The sequence below is a fragment of the Parabacteroides sp. AF21-43 genome (assembly GCF_003635435.1).
Taxonomy (GTDB): Bacteria; Bacteroidota; Bacteroidia; order Bacteroidales; family Tannerellaceae; genus Parabacteroides; species Parabacteroides distasonis.
In genome coordinates, this window is sequence record NZ_QTMG01000016.1 from 54,117 (window position 1) to 71,094 (window position 16,978).

Sequence of the window (16,978 nt, forward strand, 5' to 3'; positions counted from 1 at the left end):
TAAGCTCCTTAGAATGCCCATTGTTAGCTTGCTAGAATGCCCATCATAAGGAGCTTACAATGGGCATTCTAATAAACCATGTATCACCGCTTATAATTACTCCGATTAGATACTTGTTTTTCCGTCGGGAAATCAGCGGGAACCTTTTGGGTTACCTTGCCGGTAGCGGCCCATTCCGCACCTCTTAACAAGGTAATCTGGAAGCCGGCGCATTGCATAGCCGGACAATTCTCTACCGTTTCCCCCGCGTGCCCTAACATCGTATGAAATATACGGGCATTCCCATAATCAACCGTAAAGATCAACGGCTCCTCACGGCCGGAACCTCCGGTCTCCTTATCCGAATAAGCCGTATACAAGCAATCCTTTATATTTCCCGGGCCACGCATACGATCATATAACTCATCCTGCGCATGTTTCCATTTATTCGGCAGCCCCTTCATGATCGGATGCTCATGGTTCCGGGCATTCAGCACATACTCATGCTGCTTGCCATGAGAGCCACCCACGCCCGCCGAGCTATCCTTTATCAACTTACCATCGCTCCAATATACATAGGGTCCCGCTTTCTCATCCCGGTTCTCCCAACCGCCCAAGGCACAAATCTTATTGTATTCCGGCCAGTTCACGAAGGCGTTATCAGCGGCATGATAGACCACGACACCTCCACCTCCTCGCACATATTCCAAGAAACGACGGTTTGTCTCCTCCGGCCAAGCATCCCCATTATAATCCAGCACCACCAGCTCGTAAGGACTGAAATCCAAGACAAAGCCGGACATATCCTTCCCTGCCTCCGGAGAGACCGCGAAATCCACGGAGAAGCGTCCCGAGTTCTCCAATATCTGTTTAAGCACCACATGGCTCACCTGCCAATTATGGTTATTCTGCCCCGTTATTAATAACGTCTTGATCGGCTTACGGGCCGACATGCCGCATACAACCAGTAAAGCGGCCAAAAGGAAAACGACCTTCCTACAAAATACATGTCTCATGGTATGAATCAGATTTAAGTAAACAATTGATTATCCGTCTTTATTTATCATAACAAAGGGAAGCGGCACCGAATAGCCCCGGATTCTCCAGCTTAGAGAAACGTATCTTCAAGTTCTTGATAGAGTTCGGATAAGCGAAATCCTTCAAGTCCTCATACATGCTCTCCTCAAACAACTCATGGGCGGCGGTCACCGAGCCTCCGAAGACGATCATCTCCGGATCTACCGTCAATACCACGATCTTGATAGCGGCGGCCACATGTACGCCCAACTGCCGGTAAGCCTCCAGCGCCTGCTCGTCCTTCCGCATCGCACGGGTGTACATCTCCTTCCCATCCACGCCCCATACGTTCATGAAATAGGAACCGCTACAGAAATATTCCAAGATCTGTCCTTGGTAGGGAATCATGCCAAATTCTCCCGAGCCACAATTAGCGTCGGCCAACAGCTTGCCATTCTGGATAATTCCACCCCCCAAGCCCGTACCCAAGGTGAGGCCCACGAAGTTATCAACCGTCTTTCCTTCGCCAAAGATACGCTCACCCAGAGCGAAGCAATTCGCGTCGTTATCCACATAAACCGGCACGGAGAAGCAAGCCTCCAAGATCTCCTTCAAATGTACCTCCTCCCAATGCGGGATATTCACCACGTTATATACGATCCCCTTCTCACGATCCACCACGCTCGGCACACCGATACCGATAGCTACCACACTCTCGTCCCACACGGAACGGATCACCTCTATCAAAGCCTCCAATGTCTCCTCGCAATCCGCGGCGTCCTTGGGAGTCGGGGCGCTCCCCTGAGCCACTAATCGATCCCCTACGATACGGCCGGCACGCATATTCGTCCCCCCTAAATCCACTCCGATATAAGCGTTTTTCTTCTCTACACTCATTCTTTCCACGATATTAATTAGATTATACTCCCACAAAGCTAACAAAAAAGGCAATGTTACGAATAACATCACCTTTTAAACTGATAAATTTAATACATCTATGCTTTTTATTTTCCCCGGCGTCAACTCCATCCAGCACGTATACCGACATCGCCTCACGCCTACGCTCGCATAGGCCAACGTCGATATACGTGTGAGGCAATGCCGATATACGTGTAAGACGGCACCATTATAACTACCGCATCAAGCGAAGAACAAGATCAATAATTGCGCCGTAAGTACCCTCAAGAACATGGTCAAGGGGTATACCGTAGCGTAACCTACGGAAGGAGCGTCGTTTCCAGCCGTAGCGTTCGAGTAAGCCAAAGCGGGCGGATCCGTCGTACTACCGGCGATCAAGCCCATTAAGGTGAAATAATTGATCTTATAGAAATAACGGCCTACACAACCGATGATCAGCAAAGGAATCGTTGTGATAATGAAACCGTAACCGATCCAAGCGAATCCACCATTGTTCACGATCGTATCCACAAAACCATCGCCGGCACTGATACCCACACAAGCGAGGAAGAGGGTGATACCGATCTCACGCAACATCAAGTTAGCGCTCTGGGTCGTATAGGTAACCAGCTTATAACGGTAACCAAAACGGCTAATCAAGATCGCCACGATCAACGGACCTCCCGCCAAACCTAACTTAACCGGTTGCGGAATGCCCGGGAACGTGATAGGAATACTCCCCAAGACAATACCGAGGGCAATGCCGATAAAGATCGTGATCAAGTTCGGCTCGTTCAAGCGTTTCAAGGAGTTACCCAATACCTTTTCTACATTCGAGACAGCCGTCTCGGTACCCACCACATTCACACGGTCGCCCACCTGCAACGTCAGAGCCGGCGTAGCTACCAAGTCCACGCCCGCACGGTTGATACGGGTGATATTGATACCATATAATTTACGCAGTTTCAACTGTCCCAGCTTCTTGCCGTTCAACTCCGGTTTCGTGATCAAGATACGGCGGTTGATAAACTGGCTCTCCATACGAATCCATTGCTTGCGCTCCATATCGATCTCCTCGCCAATGAATGTCTTTACGGACTCGGCATCTTGATCGGTCGTGATCACGAAAATCTTATCATCCTCATTCAAGATCGTACCGGCGGAAGCGATCTCGATCTGCTTGTTATCATTACGCCATACACGGGAAATCACGAAATCCAGATGATCCATCAAACCGGATAACTCCCCTACCGTCTTACCGAAAACCGCCGGGTTCTTTACGACCAGCGAGATCGGTTTCGCCTCATTCGTATGCGAGGCATCCTCCTTATTCAAATCGTCATTCTCCTTATCGAAATTCACACGGAATACGTAACGTACGAAAATGATCGAAAGAATAATACCGATCACGCCCAGCGGATAAGCCACGGCGTAACCCAAGGCGATCGTATTATCTGAAACCCCGTACATATCGGAATAAGCCTGCTGAGCCGCACCTAATCCGGGGGTATTCGTCACCGCCCCCGATAAAATACCCACCATCGTAGGCATCGGAATACCTGTCACGAAATGCAATACCAAAGCCGTAGCCACGCCAAGGAAGACAATTCCACAGGCAAGCATATTCAACGTGATTCCACCCTGCCTAAAAGACGAGAAGAAACCCGGCCCGACTTGCATACCTACCGAATAAACAAATAAGATCAATCCAAATTCCTTAAAGAAATGAATCACATTGTGGTTAACCGTAAACCCCAAATGCCCTAAAATAATACCTACAAACAACACCAAGGTAATCCCAAGCGAAATCCCAAACACCTTTATCTTTCCCAACTGAATGCCGGCGGCAATCACGAAAGATAGTAAAAGGATAGAATGCCCGATACCTTCTCCCCATAATAAGTCGTTTATCCAATCCATGCTAAAATCTTTAAAAATCTTATTACCTATTAATAAAGACGCGAAGTTAGGCATTTACTTTGTGTTTTACAACATAACACCTATATTTACCTTCCAAATTAAAATTACATGAAAAAGATATATTACATTTTATCAGCACTGTTCCTTTGCGTGGTAGCCACCTCGGCGCAAGAAGCTGGAAAAACGGTAGTTATTAAAACCAATGTAGGTACTATGAAGGCCATCCTGTACGATGATGTGCCTAATCACACCCGTACTTTTATCGAACGGGCGAAACGGGGAGATTTCAACGGGACCTTATTCACCCGTGTCCTGCCGGAGTTTATGATCCAAGGAGGAGCCCCGGATTCCAAGAATGCTCCCGCCGGTGCCAAATGCGGCTTTGGCGATCCCTCCGCCGAGATCCTGCCCGAGATCAACGAGAAATATTTCCATAAGAAAGGAGCCTTGGCCGCTCCCCGCCAACCGGACGATGTCAACCCGCAAAAGAAATCGGACATGTCGCAATTCTTTATCGTGCAGGGGAAGGTCTATAGGGAAACCGAACTGGATACGTTAGAGCGTACCGCCAACTATCCGGCCCGGCAAAAGGCCCTGAAGGAGTTTTACGCGCCGGTCCGTGCCGAGTTGAATATGATAAAGATGAGTAACAAACGGGAATACCAGAAGCGATTGAGAATGATCAACGCCCAGATAGACTCCGTTATTCAAGCAACTCCCGGGCATTTGCTATTTACGGATGAGCAACGGAAGGCTTATACCACCGTAGGCGGTTGCCATCATCTAGACGGCACCTATACGATCTTCGGGGAGCTGACGGAGGGGTTCGACGTTCTGGATCAGATCGCTACCCAGCCGAAAGACCAGAATGACCGTCCGAAGAAAGACATCCGCATCCAAAGTATAACGATCGAATAATTCACCACTCCTATGTTAAAGAGAGATTTCATCATGGTACAGATCGAGGAACTGGGCAAAGTGATCGCCCAGATCATCTTCAATCGTAATTCCAACGATGGGGCACGCAAGAACCCCGAGTTAATCCAATCCGTCTACACATCCTTAAAACTGGATAACGATTTCTTGCTGAACACGCCTATCGACGGCATCCGCACTTATCTGGACGGTGATGATTCGTGCGGCCTCCAACGCATGGAGCTGGCGGCCAAGACCTTGCTGGAAGAAAGTTTCCTTTTGCCGGAGGCGCAAGGTAAAAAACTCCGGGCAAGAGCGAAAGAGCTATTGGAATATATCCAACGCAACGACACTACGTTCTCATTGGAACGAGTGGCGTTGCTGGAAGAGATAAATAACTATTGAATTGATTGCGGATCGATGGTAGGGCCTTCCACGACTAGAAGGCCCTTCTCATCGATTCGCATTTTATCGATGAATACGACCCGCTCATCCCCTGTCTTCTGGGTACGCCCGTGATAAACGCAATACATTTGTTTTCCGTCCTTCGACCAAGTAACGCTATTATGTCCGGTACCCGTGACGATACCGCCTTTTTCCACGTTCTTCTCCAGCACCGGATTATTAGATGCCTTCTCAAACGGTCCTAACGGATGTTCGGACACGGCATATCCCACCGCATAATTTGCCCCGCCAAAATAATTAGCGGAATACATCATATAATACAAGCCGTTGTGACGTAGCATGAAAGAGCCTTCCGTCCAACGACGTCCGACCTCCCCTTTGGTAACCGAGCGACTTTCCCATTCACTTTGCGCATCATCCAATTTTACGGGTGGACGCAGCAGAAGTACGGGTTCCCCAATTACGTGCGTAAGATCCTGAGCGACCTCCACCCCGTAAATCCAGCTTTCCTCAACGGAGTCGAACATGCCTTTCTTCTTTGCCTCATCGGCGATCTCGCTTTCTACCGGATGCTTATAGCAACAACGGGAATAATAGAGATAGGTACGGCCATCCTCATCCTCGATCAAGTTTCCGTCGATTACAGGATATCCCGGATCAAACAAAGGAGCATCGGCCAATTCCTTAAATGGTCCGGTCGGCTTATCCGACACAGCTACGCCGATACGGAAATTTTCCTCCTCGTTGGTCGGATTCTTCCGCCAATCCGCGCTGAAGAACATATAGAACTTCCCGTCACGCTCGTACACTTCCGGCGCCCAGAAATTAGCGATTGCCCAAGAATCGGGCGTATTGCCCCGATAAACCTGCCCTTCCGACTTCCAATGGATCAAATCATCGGAAGAATAGGCGCAAAAACCGTCTACAGCCCCGGCACCGGTACCATACATATAATAACGTCCGTCCGAGGCCAACAATACGTATGGATCGCCAAACTGGACCGACAAAGGATTACTGTACGTTAACTCGGGCTCTTCCGCGGCAGACTTCTTTCCCGTACAACCCGCATTCAAACACATAAGAACTCCCAGACAAAGGGATATTCCTATTTTCATACCACTTTTCATTTTTCTTATTTATTGGATTCTAAATTATACACTCCTTCCGCACAACGTTCCCCGTCGATGGCGGCGGATACGATTCCTCCCGCATACCCCGCTCCCTCACCGCAAGGGAAAAGACCTTTTACCGTGACGTGTTGATAGGTATCCCGATCACGGAGGATACGAACCGGAGCGGATGTACGGGTCTCTACGCCGATCATGGTTGCCTCGTTGGTCAAGAAGCCTCTAGAGACCTTACCGAAATAACGGAAACCTTCCCGCAGGCGACTGGTCACAAATTCCGGCATCCAAAAATGCAACGGAGAGGCCAGCAGACCCGGCGTATACGACGAAACCGGTAAATCGAAAGAGTTCTTCTTCCGCATGAAATCATCCATGCGCTGGGCGGGTGCCGTTTGCTTCATGCCTCCGTTTAGCCAGCAGACCTCTTCCAGACGTTCTTGAAAGGCCATCAACGCTAATGGGGAATCCGCATCTACCTTCTCGCCATTCCGAAGATAAAGCTCCTCCTGCCCTACCAGTTCGGAATAATCTTCAGGACGGATCTCTACCACCATCCCTGAGTTAGACCAGCGGGAACCCCGGTTGGAAGGCGACATTCCATTTACCACGACCTGCTTAGGTCCGCTCGCCGCAGGAACCACGAAACCTCCCGGACACATACAGAAGGAATAGACGCCCCGGTTATTCGCTTGCGTCACAAAACTATACTCTGCCGCAGGAAGATATTTCCCACGACCTTCTTTCCGATGATACTGGATTTGGTCGATCAATTCCTGAGGATGTTCCAGACGAACACCGACCGCGATCCCTTTCGCCTCGATCTGGATCTGGCGTTCGTATAAATAGTTATAGACATCACGGGCGGAATGGCCGGTAGCTAAGATAACAGGCCCGTAAAAGCTCTTTCCCGTATTCGTCTCGATGCCGATCACCTCGTTCTCTTTCATGATAAAAGCATCCATACGGGTCTCGAAATGTACCTCACCTCCGCATCGCTTGATTTGCTCCCGGATATTCTCGATCACACGGGGGAGCTTATCCGTTCCGATATGCGGATGGGCATCCGCCAAGATAGAGGGACTGGCCCCAAACTGGCAAAAGATATTCAGTATCTTATCTACCGAGCCTCTTTTCTTGCTACGGGTATACAGCTTTCCATCAGAATAAGCGCCGGCACCGCCCTCACCGAAACTATAATTTGATTCTCCGTTCACCTTATGCTCACGACTGATCAAGGCGATATCTTTCTTGCGTTCCCGCACGTCCTTACCTCGCTCGACGATGATGGGGCGCAAACCTAACTCTATCAAGCGCAAGGCAGCGAACAGACCTCCCGGACCGGCTCCTACGACGATCACAGGTTTCCCTGCCGAGACATCTTTATACTCTATCGATTGATATTCCGGCTCGCTGGGCATCTCGTTCATGAAAACACGCAGTTTCACGTTGACAAATATCGTTCGCTGGCGTGCGTCTATCGAACGTTTCAATACACGTACGGCCCGGATATTTTTCGGAGCCTCACCCGTCTCACGGGCTACTACTTGCCTTAGCGATTGCTCATTAACAGCCTCTTCCGGCAATATCCTGAGTTGTAATTCTTTTATCATTGTTTATTATATATTAACCGAATAGTTGCCGAAAGGCTTCCTCCACTTTCTTTACCTGTACGATTTGGATCTTACTTTTCGCCGTATCGAAACCTTTTAGATTATTATGCGGAATGATAATCCGGGAGAAACCCAGCTTCTCCGCCTCCAAGATACGTTGCTCAATACGGTTGACCGGACGGATCTCTCCGGACAAGCCTACCTCTCCGGCCATACAAATACCCGGCTCGATGCTGATATCCAAGCTAGAGGAAAGGATGGAACTGATTACCGCCAAATCGATAGCCGGATCATTCACTTTCAAACCTCCGGCGATATTCAGGAAAACATCTTTCTGGATCAACTTAAAACCCGCCCTTTTCTCCAATACCGCCAATAACATATTCATTCGGCGTAAATCGAATCCGGTGGCGCTACGTTGCGGCGTACCGTAAACCGCCGAGCTGACCAAGGCTTGCGTCTCGATCAAGAAAGGACGTACCCCCTCGATAGCGGCGGCGATGGCGACACCGCTCAGTCCCTCATGATTCTGGGTTAATAATAACTCGGATGGATTGCTGACCTCACGAAGCCCGTTCTGGCGCATCTCGTAAATCCCTAGTTCCGCCGTACTGCCAAAACGGTTCTTGATGCTCCGCAGGATACGATACATATAATGCTGATCGCCCTCAAACTGCAACACCGTATCCACGATATGCTCCAATACCTTCGGACCGGCGATACTGCCTTCCTTATTGATATGGCCGATCAATAAGACCGGGACACCGCTTTCCTTGGCGTATTTCAAGATAGCGGCGCTACACTCGCGTACTTGGGAAACACTGCCGGGGGAAGATTCCACGACTTCCGTAAAGATGGTTTGTATGGAATCTATGATCATCAAGTCCGGCTGGATATTGGCCGCTTGCGTAAAAATCTGTTCCAGATGTGTCTCGCATAAGATGAAACAGTTCGGATTATCATGCGATAATCGGTCCGCCCGGAGTTTCAACTGGCGACTGCTCTCCTCGCCCGAGACATATAGGGTTTTCAAGCCTGTCAAGCCCAACACGGTTTGCAAGACCAAGGTGGATTTTCCGATTCCCGGCTCTCCCCCGATCAAGACCAAAGAGCCTTTTACCAAGCCTCCGCCGAGGACCCTGTTTAATTCATCATCTTTTAAATCGATACGGGCCTCCTCTTCCGTCGTTATATCACGCAATAACACCGGACGGATCTTATTGCCCTCCATAATACCGGGAACTGGCCGCTTCACGGCAGGCTCCTTCGTTACGATCTCCTCCACATAGGTGTTCCACTCCCCACAATTCGGGCATTTACCCAGCCATTTCGGGGAATCAGCGCCACAGTTAGAGCAGACATATACGGTTTTTGTTTTCGCCATTCTATCTTGAATTTGGCGTAAAGATACAAAAAACTACTTTTCCCCTACTACAACGATCTTCTTTCCGATACCGCAGCCCTTCTTAATTTCCGGGCTACCTTTCTCCTTATACAAGAATCCGCGGAACATACCGCCACTGTTATAAGGCATGGCGATATTTCCTAGTTTATCCACGGCGATCAAGCCGCCGTTGCCGGCGTTCGTATTCAATTCCGTATGGATGATATAATCTGCCGCTTTCTCTACGCTTTCCTTAAGGTATTTATAGCGGGCACACACATCGAACGCTACCGCATGACGGATAAAATACTCGCCATGCCCCGTACAGGAGACGGCGCAACTGTTATTATCCGCATACGTTCCCGCCCCGATCACGGGCGAATCACCGATACGCCCCCAACGTTTCTTGAACATACCGCCGGTACTGGTCCCGGCCGTTAAGTTTCCTTGCTTATCCAGAACGACACAGCCTACCGTACCGTTCTTCTTACTTTCTTGCTTTAACTTCTCGATCCACTCCATCGTCTTGGGCGTAGCGAAATACATATTGTCTTCTACCATTTCCAAGCCTTGTTCCTTGGCGAACTCCTCAGCACCGGCTCCGCTCAGCATGACATGCGGAGATTTTGTCTTTACGGCATAGGCGGCATTGATCGGATGCTTCACGTGTTTTAAGCCAGCTACAGCGCCTGCGCTTAAATCCTTGCCTTCCATGATGGAAGCGTCCAACTCAAAAGTTCCCTCCGCCGTACAGGTAGCACCAATTCCGGCGTTAAACAACGGATTTCCCTCGAAGTAATTGATTACGGCCATCACCGCTTCCGGCCCCTCGCCTCCCGCAGAAAGGACCTTATCTCCAATCATTAAAGCGGAGTCCAATGCGGCGTAATATTGAGCCGACTTAACCGGATCTTCCTCCAATCCGGCCATCGCCCCCGCACCACCATGTACCACGATTACATACTCCCGGTCTTGCGCAAAAGCAATGGATGACACCATCAAAGCCGTCAAGGCTATCATTTGTTTTAACATGCTATTATATTTAATCATTTATACAATGTTCAAAAATAGAACAAATATCTGAATTATCTTAGAGACATAGACTTATTTCCCGATTTTTATCCGTACATTTACCTCGAACGGTAATCTCTTAAATAATAACATTATGGAAGAATACATCGATTCTATCATAAGAGTGGGAAAGATATTGATCGGAAGCATAATGGTCGTGTTCGTACTCTGGTACATCGTAAAGGATATTGTCAAGGCTTATGGGAAAGATTCGCATGAACCGGATTAAAAAAAGTGCCGTGGCGATATGACCACGGCACTTCTCTTCATTATATCATAGAGAGCTATTTCATTCGTTCGTATACCATATCGGTCCCGGCTGGCTGCCCATGACGAACTCCAATGTCGCCCCGCTCATGATTTGCTCGTGGGTGATATAACTCTTATCATAAGGTTGTCCGTTCAGCTTCACGGATTGGATATAAATATTCTCCGCAGAGACCTCGGGAGCCAAAACCATAAAGGTCTTGCCATTACCTACATGCATCTTCACTTCCGGGAACAACGGGGAGCCGATCTCATATTGGCCACTGATCGGATCAACCGGGTAGAATCCCATGGCGCTAAACACAAACCAAGCGGACATCTGCCCACAGTCCTCATTACCGCAAATACCGTCCGGGGCATTCAGATACAAATCATGTAATACCTGAGCCACGTATTTCTGGGTCTTCCAAGGCTGGCCGACCTTATTATATAAGTAGATCACATGATGGCTCGGCTCATTTCCATGCGCATATTGACCAATCATGCCTGTACTAAAGATAGGCAATTCCTCATCCGATTTGGGGACATAGGTAAACATACTATCCAATTTCTCGGCGAAACGTTCCTTACTTCCTACCAATCCGATCAAACCGTCCAAATCTTGCGGCACGGACCAGAAATATTGCCAACCATTGCTCTCGCAAATATCTTCCGTATAATCATCGGGGCTGAAATTAGCGGCAAAGTTTCCTTTCTCATCACGAGGCTGCATAAAGGAAGTTGCCGGATTGTACACATTATGATAATTCTGTGAACGTTTAAAGAATTCGTCGGCGATCTCTTTCTTACCCATCTTCTCGGCCATCTTAGCGATGCAATAATCATCGTAGGCATACTCCAAGGTCTTCGATAAAGACCAGTTCTCCCATTTTTTCGGATCGCTATAAGCCGGTACGTAGCCCAACTTCTTATAATCGCCGATACCCCGATAGTCATCCCGGTTGGCTGTCGCTATACAAGCCTCCAGCGCTTTCTCGGCATTGAAATCACCGATACCTTTCAGATAAGCGTCTACGATAACGGGCACCGCATGATAACCGATCATCATATTCGTTTCCCAGCCATAAAGGTTCCATAAAGGCAAAGCCCCGTTCTGCTCATAGAACTTCAAGAAACCCTTGATCATATCATTCGCCCGTTCCGGCTCCGTATACGTAAACAACGGATGGGAGGCACGGTAGGTATCCCATAAAGAGAAAGTAGAGTAATTCGTCCATCCGTCCGCTTTATGGATTTGCTGATCCGGACCGTAATAAGAACCATCCACGTCGCTATAGATCGTCGGGGCGATCATGGAATGATACAAGGCCGTATAGAATTTCACCATATCGTCCGTATTCCGGCTCTTCACCTCAATCTTGGAAAGCTGTCGGTTCCAATTCGCGCTAGCCTGCGCTTGATAGTAATCGAAATCATCCTTCGGGGCTTCCGCACGCAAATTCTTTCCCGCTCCCTCCATGCTGACACCAGAGATTCCGGTCGTGACAAGGATTTCCTCATCCTTCTTCGTATTGAAATCGAAACGGGCCACATAGGCCGTACCGATCCAACCTTTTTCCTTGGTCACGATAGAAGTCGTATCCATATGACAAGCCACGAAAGGCTTAGAGAAACGGGTCTCGAAATAAACATGCTGCAAGGGAGACCAGCCTTGGGATAGGCGGTATCCACGAATCGTCGTAGAGTCTACCACCTCGATCTTGGAATCCAAGGTAAAGTCCCAATTCATCGCCTTCTTCAAGTTCAAGAATACCGAAGCCTCGGCCTCCGGGAAGGTATACCGCTGGATACCGCAACGCTCGGTAGCCGTAAGCTCCACGTTAATGTTATAATCCTTCAGCAATACCCGGTAATATCCTGCGGAAGCCGCCTCGTCATTATGCGAGAACGTGGAGTAAATGCCTAACGGCGCAGGGGCCTCTTTATAAGGACGGGTCACGGGCATAAAAGAGATATCGTATAAATCGCCTGCCCCCGTACCGGAAAGGTGCGTATGGCTAAAGCCGGCGATCGTCGTATCCGGATAGAAATACCCCGAGATGCGATCCCAACCCGGCAAACCGTTATCCGGGCTCAATTGTACCATACCAAAAGGAAGTTGGGCTCCCGGGTAGGTATTGCCGGTAAAATCCGTACCGATCATGGGGTTCACATACTGCGAGTAATCCGCCTCCTGTTTCTTTTCAGGCGTGCAGGCCACGAGTGCCAGCAAAGAGACCGCCAATATAGACATGTGCTTCATGTTATGCAATTCGTTTTGAGTTTGAGCAAACATACATAAATTATTTCGAAAGAGAAACAGTTTACGGGGAAAACTTTCTATTTTCATCGGGGTGAAAATCTTTTTTCATTATGATGAGAATCTTTTTTCATCAAGGAGAAAATCTTTTTTCATCAAGACGAGAATTCGGTGGAATCCTTTAACTTTGTACAAAAACTACGATAACATGGAAGATAAAACATCAACACTTCGTTTGATCTATCCCCAATGGCAAGGTGGGATCGTGAATCATTGGATACCCGACCTTCCTGCGGACGACGCTTCCAGAGGGTATTACCTTGGTGCTCAATTACTCAATATCCTCGCTCCCCCAAGTCCCCAGAAAACCGTGGAAGTACCCATCTCACTAGATATAAACGATAGGGAAACGGATCTAGGGGTCAGCGCCCGTAAGATTATTCTGAAACAAACAAAAGCGGCCCTTGAATTATTACATGAAAACACTCCGGAAAAGATCGTCACTTTAGGGGGCGAATGTTCGGTGAGTGTCGTGCCCTTCACCTATCTGGCCGCTAAATACCCGGATGATATCGCAATTGTCTGGATAGACGCGCATCCGGATATAAACTTGCCGTATGACGAGTATAAGGGATATCATGCGATGGCCCTTACGGCCTGTCTAGGGATGGGTGATGAGGAGATTCTTCAATTATTACCGGGAAAGTTCAAGATCTCGAATAGTTTAATCGTAGGTTTACGCTCGTGGGACGAGGGTATGAAGGAACGGCAGAAAGAATTAGGTATAAAAGGTTTATCTCCGGAAGAAGTGGCGGCTGATAGCTCGCTTATCCTCGAATGGTTGAAAGGGACAGGTGCTTCCAAGGTTGTCATCCATCTCGATATAGATGTCATTGATCCAGCGGATATGATAGCCGGGGTCGGCATAGAACCGAACGGGATGAAAATAAACGAGGTAGTACGTGCCATCAATGACATTGCGTCCGAATACGATCTAGTAGGACTTACCGTCGCCGAACCTATGCCACGGATAGCGATTAAGCTTAGGAATATGTTGAGTCAATTACCACTGTTAAAAGCTTAAGCAATCAGATTGCCGTTCCGGTATTCTGATGGTGAGACTTTCAGCAATCGTTGCACGTAACGGCTGAAAAAAGACAAAGAAGAGAAATTCATATTGTCTGAGATTTCTTTCAATGTCAGGTTCTTGTCTGAAAGCAAGTGGGTAATCCGGGAGATGGTGAAACGGTCTATCCAGTAATTTGCTGTAAATCCGCTTGCTTTCTTACAAACTTCCGTAAGGTATTTAGGCGTAATGCAGAGCCGTGAAGCGTAATAGGATACTTCCCTGTGGTTTCGATAATCCCCCGCTTTTAGCAGATTTATAAATCGCTCCATCAACACGGCATTTTGTTCCGATACAGAGGGAGATTCATAAATTCGTGCATGGAAATCGTAAAGGTCGAGCACGAAAGTTTTAGCCAAACAACCGATTAGTTCGTCATGAAAACGATGCGTATGGTCCGTCAACCGCCTGCGGATAAGTTCAATATCTTCCATAAATATCCGCTGTTCTCGCTCTGTAAGCGACATGATCGGGTTACGGAGTAGTGTCAACTTTCCTATCACGTCATAATCATTTCGAGGGATATTCTTGAATGAAAAACTGTTCGAGATATAAAGTACCGTTACCTGAAAATCGTCGCTTATCTCTATCTTAGATATAAGTTCATTATGAGTAAATATAACGCAATCCCCTTTCCTCATCCGAAACCATTCGCCCGTCATCAGGAATGAAGCTTCACCCTCACGACAAAGCGCATGTGTACAATACCGGTCAAAACTCCCGGAAATCATATCATCGAGGTTGTCAGCAAATAGGATATCCGTATTCATAATCAGCTCTCTTGTTTACAGAGTAAAGATACAGAAAAACACGATATAAAAATAAAATCGAGACTCAACAACCGAAAAAAATGAAAATAGCACCGACTTTTATTTATCGTCATATCCGCTTATCAGACATAACTTTGCGACCACAATTTAAAATAACATTACGATGAACAAAACAGTAAAATTGAACAACGGCGTAGAAATGCCGATCTTGGGTTATGGTGTATATCAAATAGCCCCCGAGGAATGTGAACGTTGCGTATTGGATGCTATCAGCGTAGGCTATCGCTCCATCGACACGGCACAAGCGTACTATAACGAGGAAGGTGTAGGCAAAGCCATAAGTAAATGTGGCGTACCTCGCGATGAATTGTTCATCACCACAAAAATATGGGTGACCAACGCCGGAGAGGAGAAGGCGAAAGCCTCCATCGATGAGTCTCTGCGCAAATTACAGACCGAATATGTTGATCTTCTGCTCATTCACCAGCCTTTTGGCGACTATTATGGAACATATCGTGCCATGGAAGAGGCTTACCGTGCAGGAAAAGCCCGGGCCATCGGCGTAAGTAACTTTTACCCGGACCGTTTTATCGACCTAGCGGAACATGTAAAAATAAAACCCGCAGTGAATCAAGTGGAAACACACGTCTTCAATCAGCAAGTGAAAGCAGAGGAAATCATGCGGGAATATGGTACACAAATCATGTCATGGGCCTCTTTCGCAGAAGGGCGCAATAACTTTTTCACGAACGGGATATTGACGGGAATCGGACAGAAATATAATAAATCCGTGGCGCAAGTCGCCTTGCGCTTCCTCATCCAACGCAACATAGTCGTTATCCCCAAATCCACGCATAAAGAACGGATGGCAGAGAACTTCGACGTATTCAGTTTTGAACTTTCGGAACAGGACATGAATGAAATCGCGAAGTTAGACAAAGCCCAAAGCCTGTTTTTCTCACATTATGATCCGGAATTGGTACGGTTCATATTGAGCCTAGAGAAAAACAGATAAACAAGGCCTACACAAAAAGAGGCGTAATCCGTTATGGATCACGCCTCTTTTATATTACATTATTATAACTTTCGGGGTTTATTCCTCATTATTATCTTCCTCATTCTCCTCGTCTTCTTCCTTTGGGGCTTTCTTCACGAAGAACGCACTCAACTCATACAAACCGTAGAGCGGTAAGAATACGATACTTAACGTAAACGGATCACTACTTGGAGTGATGAACGCCGCACCAACTAACAAGCCGACAACAGCATGCCGTCTGTATTTATGAAAGAACGAGCGGTTTAGCAACCCTATCTGAGATAATAGCCAAGATACCAATGGCATCTCAAATACAATTCCCATCACGAATATCAACATCAAGAAGTTATCCATGTAAGAATCAAGGGATACCTGTTCCGTAATGGCGGCACTCAACTCGTAAGTCGCCAAGAAACGTAGTGTCATCGGGAACACCAAGAAATAACCCACTGAGCATCCGATAAAGAACATTATAGTTCCGAACAAGAATACCCAACGTACATTTTTCTTCTCATTCTCGTAGAGAGCCGGACTTACGAACTTCCAGATCTCCCACATCAAATAGGGGAAAGTCAATAATAACGCCAGCCAGAAAGAACTTGTCATATGCGTGAAGAACTGGGAAGCCAGTTTGATATTGACAATGTTCACATGGAACGTATCATTACAAAAGTCCGGGAGAAAAGAAAAATGAGAACTAATCTTACACATTTCCCGATAGACGATGAAATCGGAGCTACACGGGGCCATCACGACATTATCGAACAGCCACGGCATTACCGAGAACCCGGCTATAGCAAAAACAAAGAGCGCTAAAACAGAACGAAATAAAGTCCAACGAAGTTCTTCTAGGTGATCCCAGAATGACATTTCTTCTTGTTGCATCTTCCTTTACTTCTTTTCCGTATCGTCTAATTTGATATCGTCTTCCAAACCTTTTACACCGTCCTTGAAATTCTTCACACCCTTACCGATACCTTTCATCAGCTCAGGAATTTTCTTACCACCGAAAAGTAACAACACAACAATGGCGATGATCACGATCTCGCCAGTACCTAAGTTTCCTAAAAATAGTAATTCATTCATGATATTATAATATTAGTCATTAATATTCTCGTTTCTATGGGGGCAAAGATACAATTTGTAATGAATAGTAGCCTCATTATTCCAAATTTATTACCTTTGCACCGTCTTAAAAAACTGAAATTAGAAAAA

The 16,978-nt window shown here is 47.3% G+C and carries 16 protein-coding genes; 5 read left to right on the forward strand and 11 right to left on the reverse strand.

What is annotated here, in order from left to right; translation table 11 throughout:
* Nucleotides 1-83: 83 nt before the first annotated feature.
* The 3 genes from DWX84_RS12380 to DWX84_RS12390 all read right to left on the reverse strand — a co-directional run bounded on the left by DWX84_RS12380 (nucleotide 84) and on the right by DWX84_RS12390 (nucleotide 3,813).
* Complete coding sequence (locus DWX84_RS12380; protein ID WP_005858233.1) at nucleotides 84-995, reverse strand: ThuA domain-containing protein; 912 nt, start codon at nucleotides 993-995, stop codon at nucleotides 84-86.
* A 40-nt stretch (nucleotides 996-1,035) separates the two neighbouring features.
* Entirely contained in the window at nucleotides 1,036-1,893 is an 858-nt protein-coding gene (locus DWX84_RS12385; RefSeq protein WP_036629002.1) for an ROK family protein, read from the reverse strand.
* A gap of 243 nt (nucleotides 1,894-2,136) precedes the next feature.
* Nucleotides 2,137-3,813 (reverse strand): putative transporter, encoded by a 1,677-nt coding sequence (locus DWX84_RS12390; protein ID WP_048928404.1) that lies wholly within the window; start codon nucleotides 3,811-3,813, stop codon nucleotides 2,137-2,139.
* A 108-nt stretch (nucleotides 3,814-3,921) separates the two neighbouring features.
* On the opposite strand from DWX84_RS12390, the gene DWX84_RS12395 reads away from it, so the two are divergent.
* On the forward strand, nucleotides 3,922-4,731 hold the full coding sequence (locus DWX84_RS12395; RefSeq protein WP_008779516.1) for a peptidylprolyl isomerase: 810 nt from the start codon (nucleotides 3,922-3,924) through the stop codon (nucleotides 4,729-4,731).
* 12 nt (nucleotides 4,732-4,743) lie between these two features.
* Nucleotides 4,744-5,133, forward strand: a complete 390-nt coding sequence (locus tag DWX84_RS12400) for a hypothetical protein (RefSeq protein ID WP_008774176.1) — start codon at nucleotides 4,744-4,746, stop codon at nucleotides 5,131-5,133.
* Here the strand turns inward: DWX84_RS12400 and DWX84_RS12405 are convergent.
* Genes DWX84_RS12405 through DWX84_RS12420 form a run of 4 tightly spaced genes read right to left on the reverse strand, consistent with a single transcriptional unit; the run spans nucleotide 5,127 to nucleotide 10,286 of the window.
* The gene (locus DWX84_RS12405; protein WP_229103512.1) at nucleotides 5,127-6,248 is read right to left on the reverse strand and encodes a glycoside hydrolase family 43 protein; all 1,122 of its coding nucleotides are present in this window, start codon (nucleotides 6,246-6,248) and stop codon (nucleotides 5,127-5,129) included. The two genes, DWX84_RS12400 and DWX84_RS12405, sit on opposite strands and share 7 nt — an antisense overlap.
* 17 nt (nucleotides 6,249-6,265) lie before the next feature.
* A complete protein-coding gene (locus tag DWX84_RS12410; protein ID WP_008774174.1) occupies nucleotides 6,266-7,870 on the reverse strand; it encodes an NAD(P)/FAD-dependent oxidoreductase in 1,605 nt (534 codons plus the stop codon).
* 13 nt (nucleotides 7,871-7,883) lie between these two features.
* The gene (gene radA, locus DWX84_RS12415) at nucleotides 7,884-9,254 is read right to left on the reverse strand and encodes a DNA repair protein RadA (protein ID WP_036610374.1); all 1,371 of its coding nucleotides are present in this window, start codon (nucleotides 9,252-9,254) and stop codon (nucleotides 7,884-7,886) included.
* A 33-nt stretch (nucleotides 9,255-9,287) separates the two neighbouring features.
* A complete protein-coding gene (locus DWX84_RS12420) occupies nucleotides 9,288-10,286 on the reverse strand; it encodes an isoaspartyl peptidase/L-asparaginase family protein (protein WP_008778111.1) in 999 nt (332 codons plus the stop codon).
* A gap of 133 nt (nucleotides 10,287-10,419) precedes the next feature.
* Between DWX84_RS12420 and DWX84_RS22100 the strand changes: the two genes are divergently transcribed.
* Nucleotides 10,420-10,554 (forward strand): hypothetical protein, encoded by a 135-nt coding sequence (locus tag DWX84_RS22100; RefSeq protein ID WP_005858250.1) that lies wholly within the window; start codon nucleotides 10,420-10,422, stop codon nucleotides 10,552-10,554.
* Nucleotides 10,555-10,614: 60 nt separating this feature from the next.
* On the opposite strand, the gene DWX84_RS12425 is transcribed toward DWX84_RS22100, so the two are convergent.
* Nucleotides 10,615-12,921 carry a GH92 family glycosyl hydrolase gene (locus tag DWX84_RS12425; protein ID WP_121961063.1) on the reverse strand — a complete coding sequence of 769 codons (2,307 nt, stop codon included), beginning with the start codon at nucleotides 12,919-12,921 and terminating at the stop codon, nucleotides 10,615-10,617.
* A 118-nt stretch (nucleotides 12,922-13,039) separates the two neighbouring features.
* Between DWX84_RS12425 and DWX84_RS12430 the strand changes: the two genes are divergently transcribed.
* Nucleotides 13,040-13,915: an arginase family protein gene (locus DWX84_RS12430; RefSeq protein ID WP_121961064.1), complete on the forward strand. Its 876-nt coding sequence runs from the start codon at nucleotides 13,040-13,042 to the stop codon at nucleotides 13,913-13,915.
* Here the strand turns inward: DWX84_RS12430 and DWX84_RS12435 are convergent.
* Entirely contained in the window at nucleotides 13,912-14,727 is an 816-nt protein-coding gene (locus DWX84_RS12435) for an AraC family transcriptional regulator (protein WP_005866166.1), read from the reverse strand. The genes DWX84_RS12430 and DWX84_RS12435 overlap by 4 nt on opposite strands.
* Before the next feature lie 163 nt (nucleotides 14,728-14,890).
* Between DWX84_RS12435 and DWX84_RS12440 the strand changes: the two genes are divergently transcribed.
* Complete coding sequence (locus DWX84_RS12440; protein WP_048928369.1) at nucleotides 14,891-15,742, forward strand: aldo/keto reductase; 852 nt, start codon at nucleotides 14,891-14,893, stop codon at nucleotides 15,740-15,742.
* Nucleotides 15,743-15,820: 78 nt separating this feature from the next.
* Here DWX84_RS12440 and tatC read toward each other — a convergent pair whose 3' ends face one another.
* Together tatC and DWX84_RS12450 are read right to left on the reverse strand one after the other, a co-directional pair.
* Nucleotides 15,821-16,648 carry a twin-arginine translocase subunit TatC gene (tatC, locus tag DWX84_RS12445; protein ID WP_005866162.1) on the reverse strand — a complete coding sequence of 276 codons (828 nt, stop codon included), beginning with the start codon at nucleotides 16,646-16,648 and terminating at the stop codon, nucleotides 15,821-15,823.
* 6 nt (nucleotides 16,649-16,654) lie between these two features.
* Nucleotides 16,655-16,849, reverse strand: a complete 195-nt coding sequence (locus DWX84_RS12450) for a twin-arginine translocase TatA/TatE family subunit (RefSeq protein WP_005858259.1) — start codon at nucleotides 16,847-16,849, stop codon at nucleotides 16,655-16,657.
* Nucleotides 16,850-16,978 lie beyond the last annotated feature (129 nt).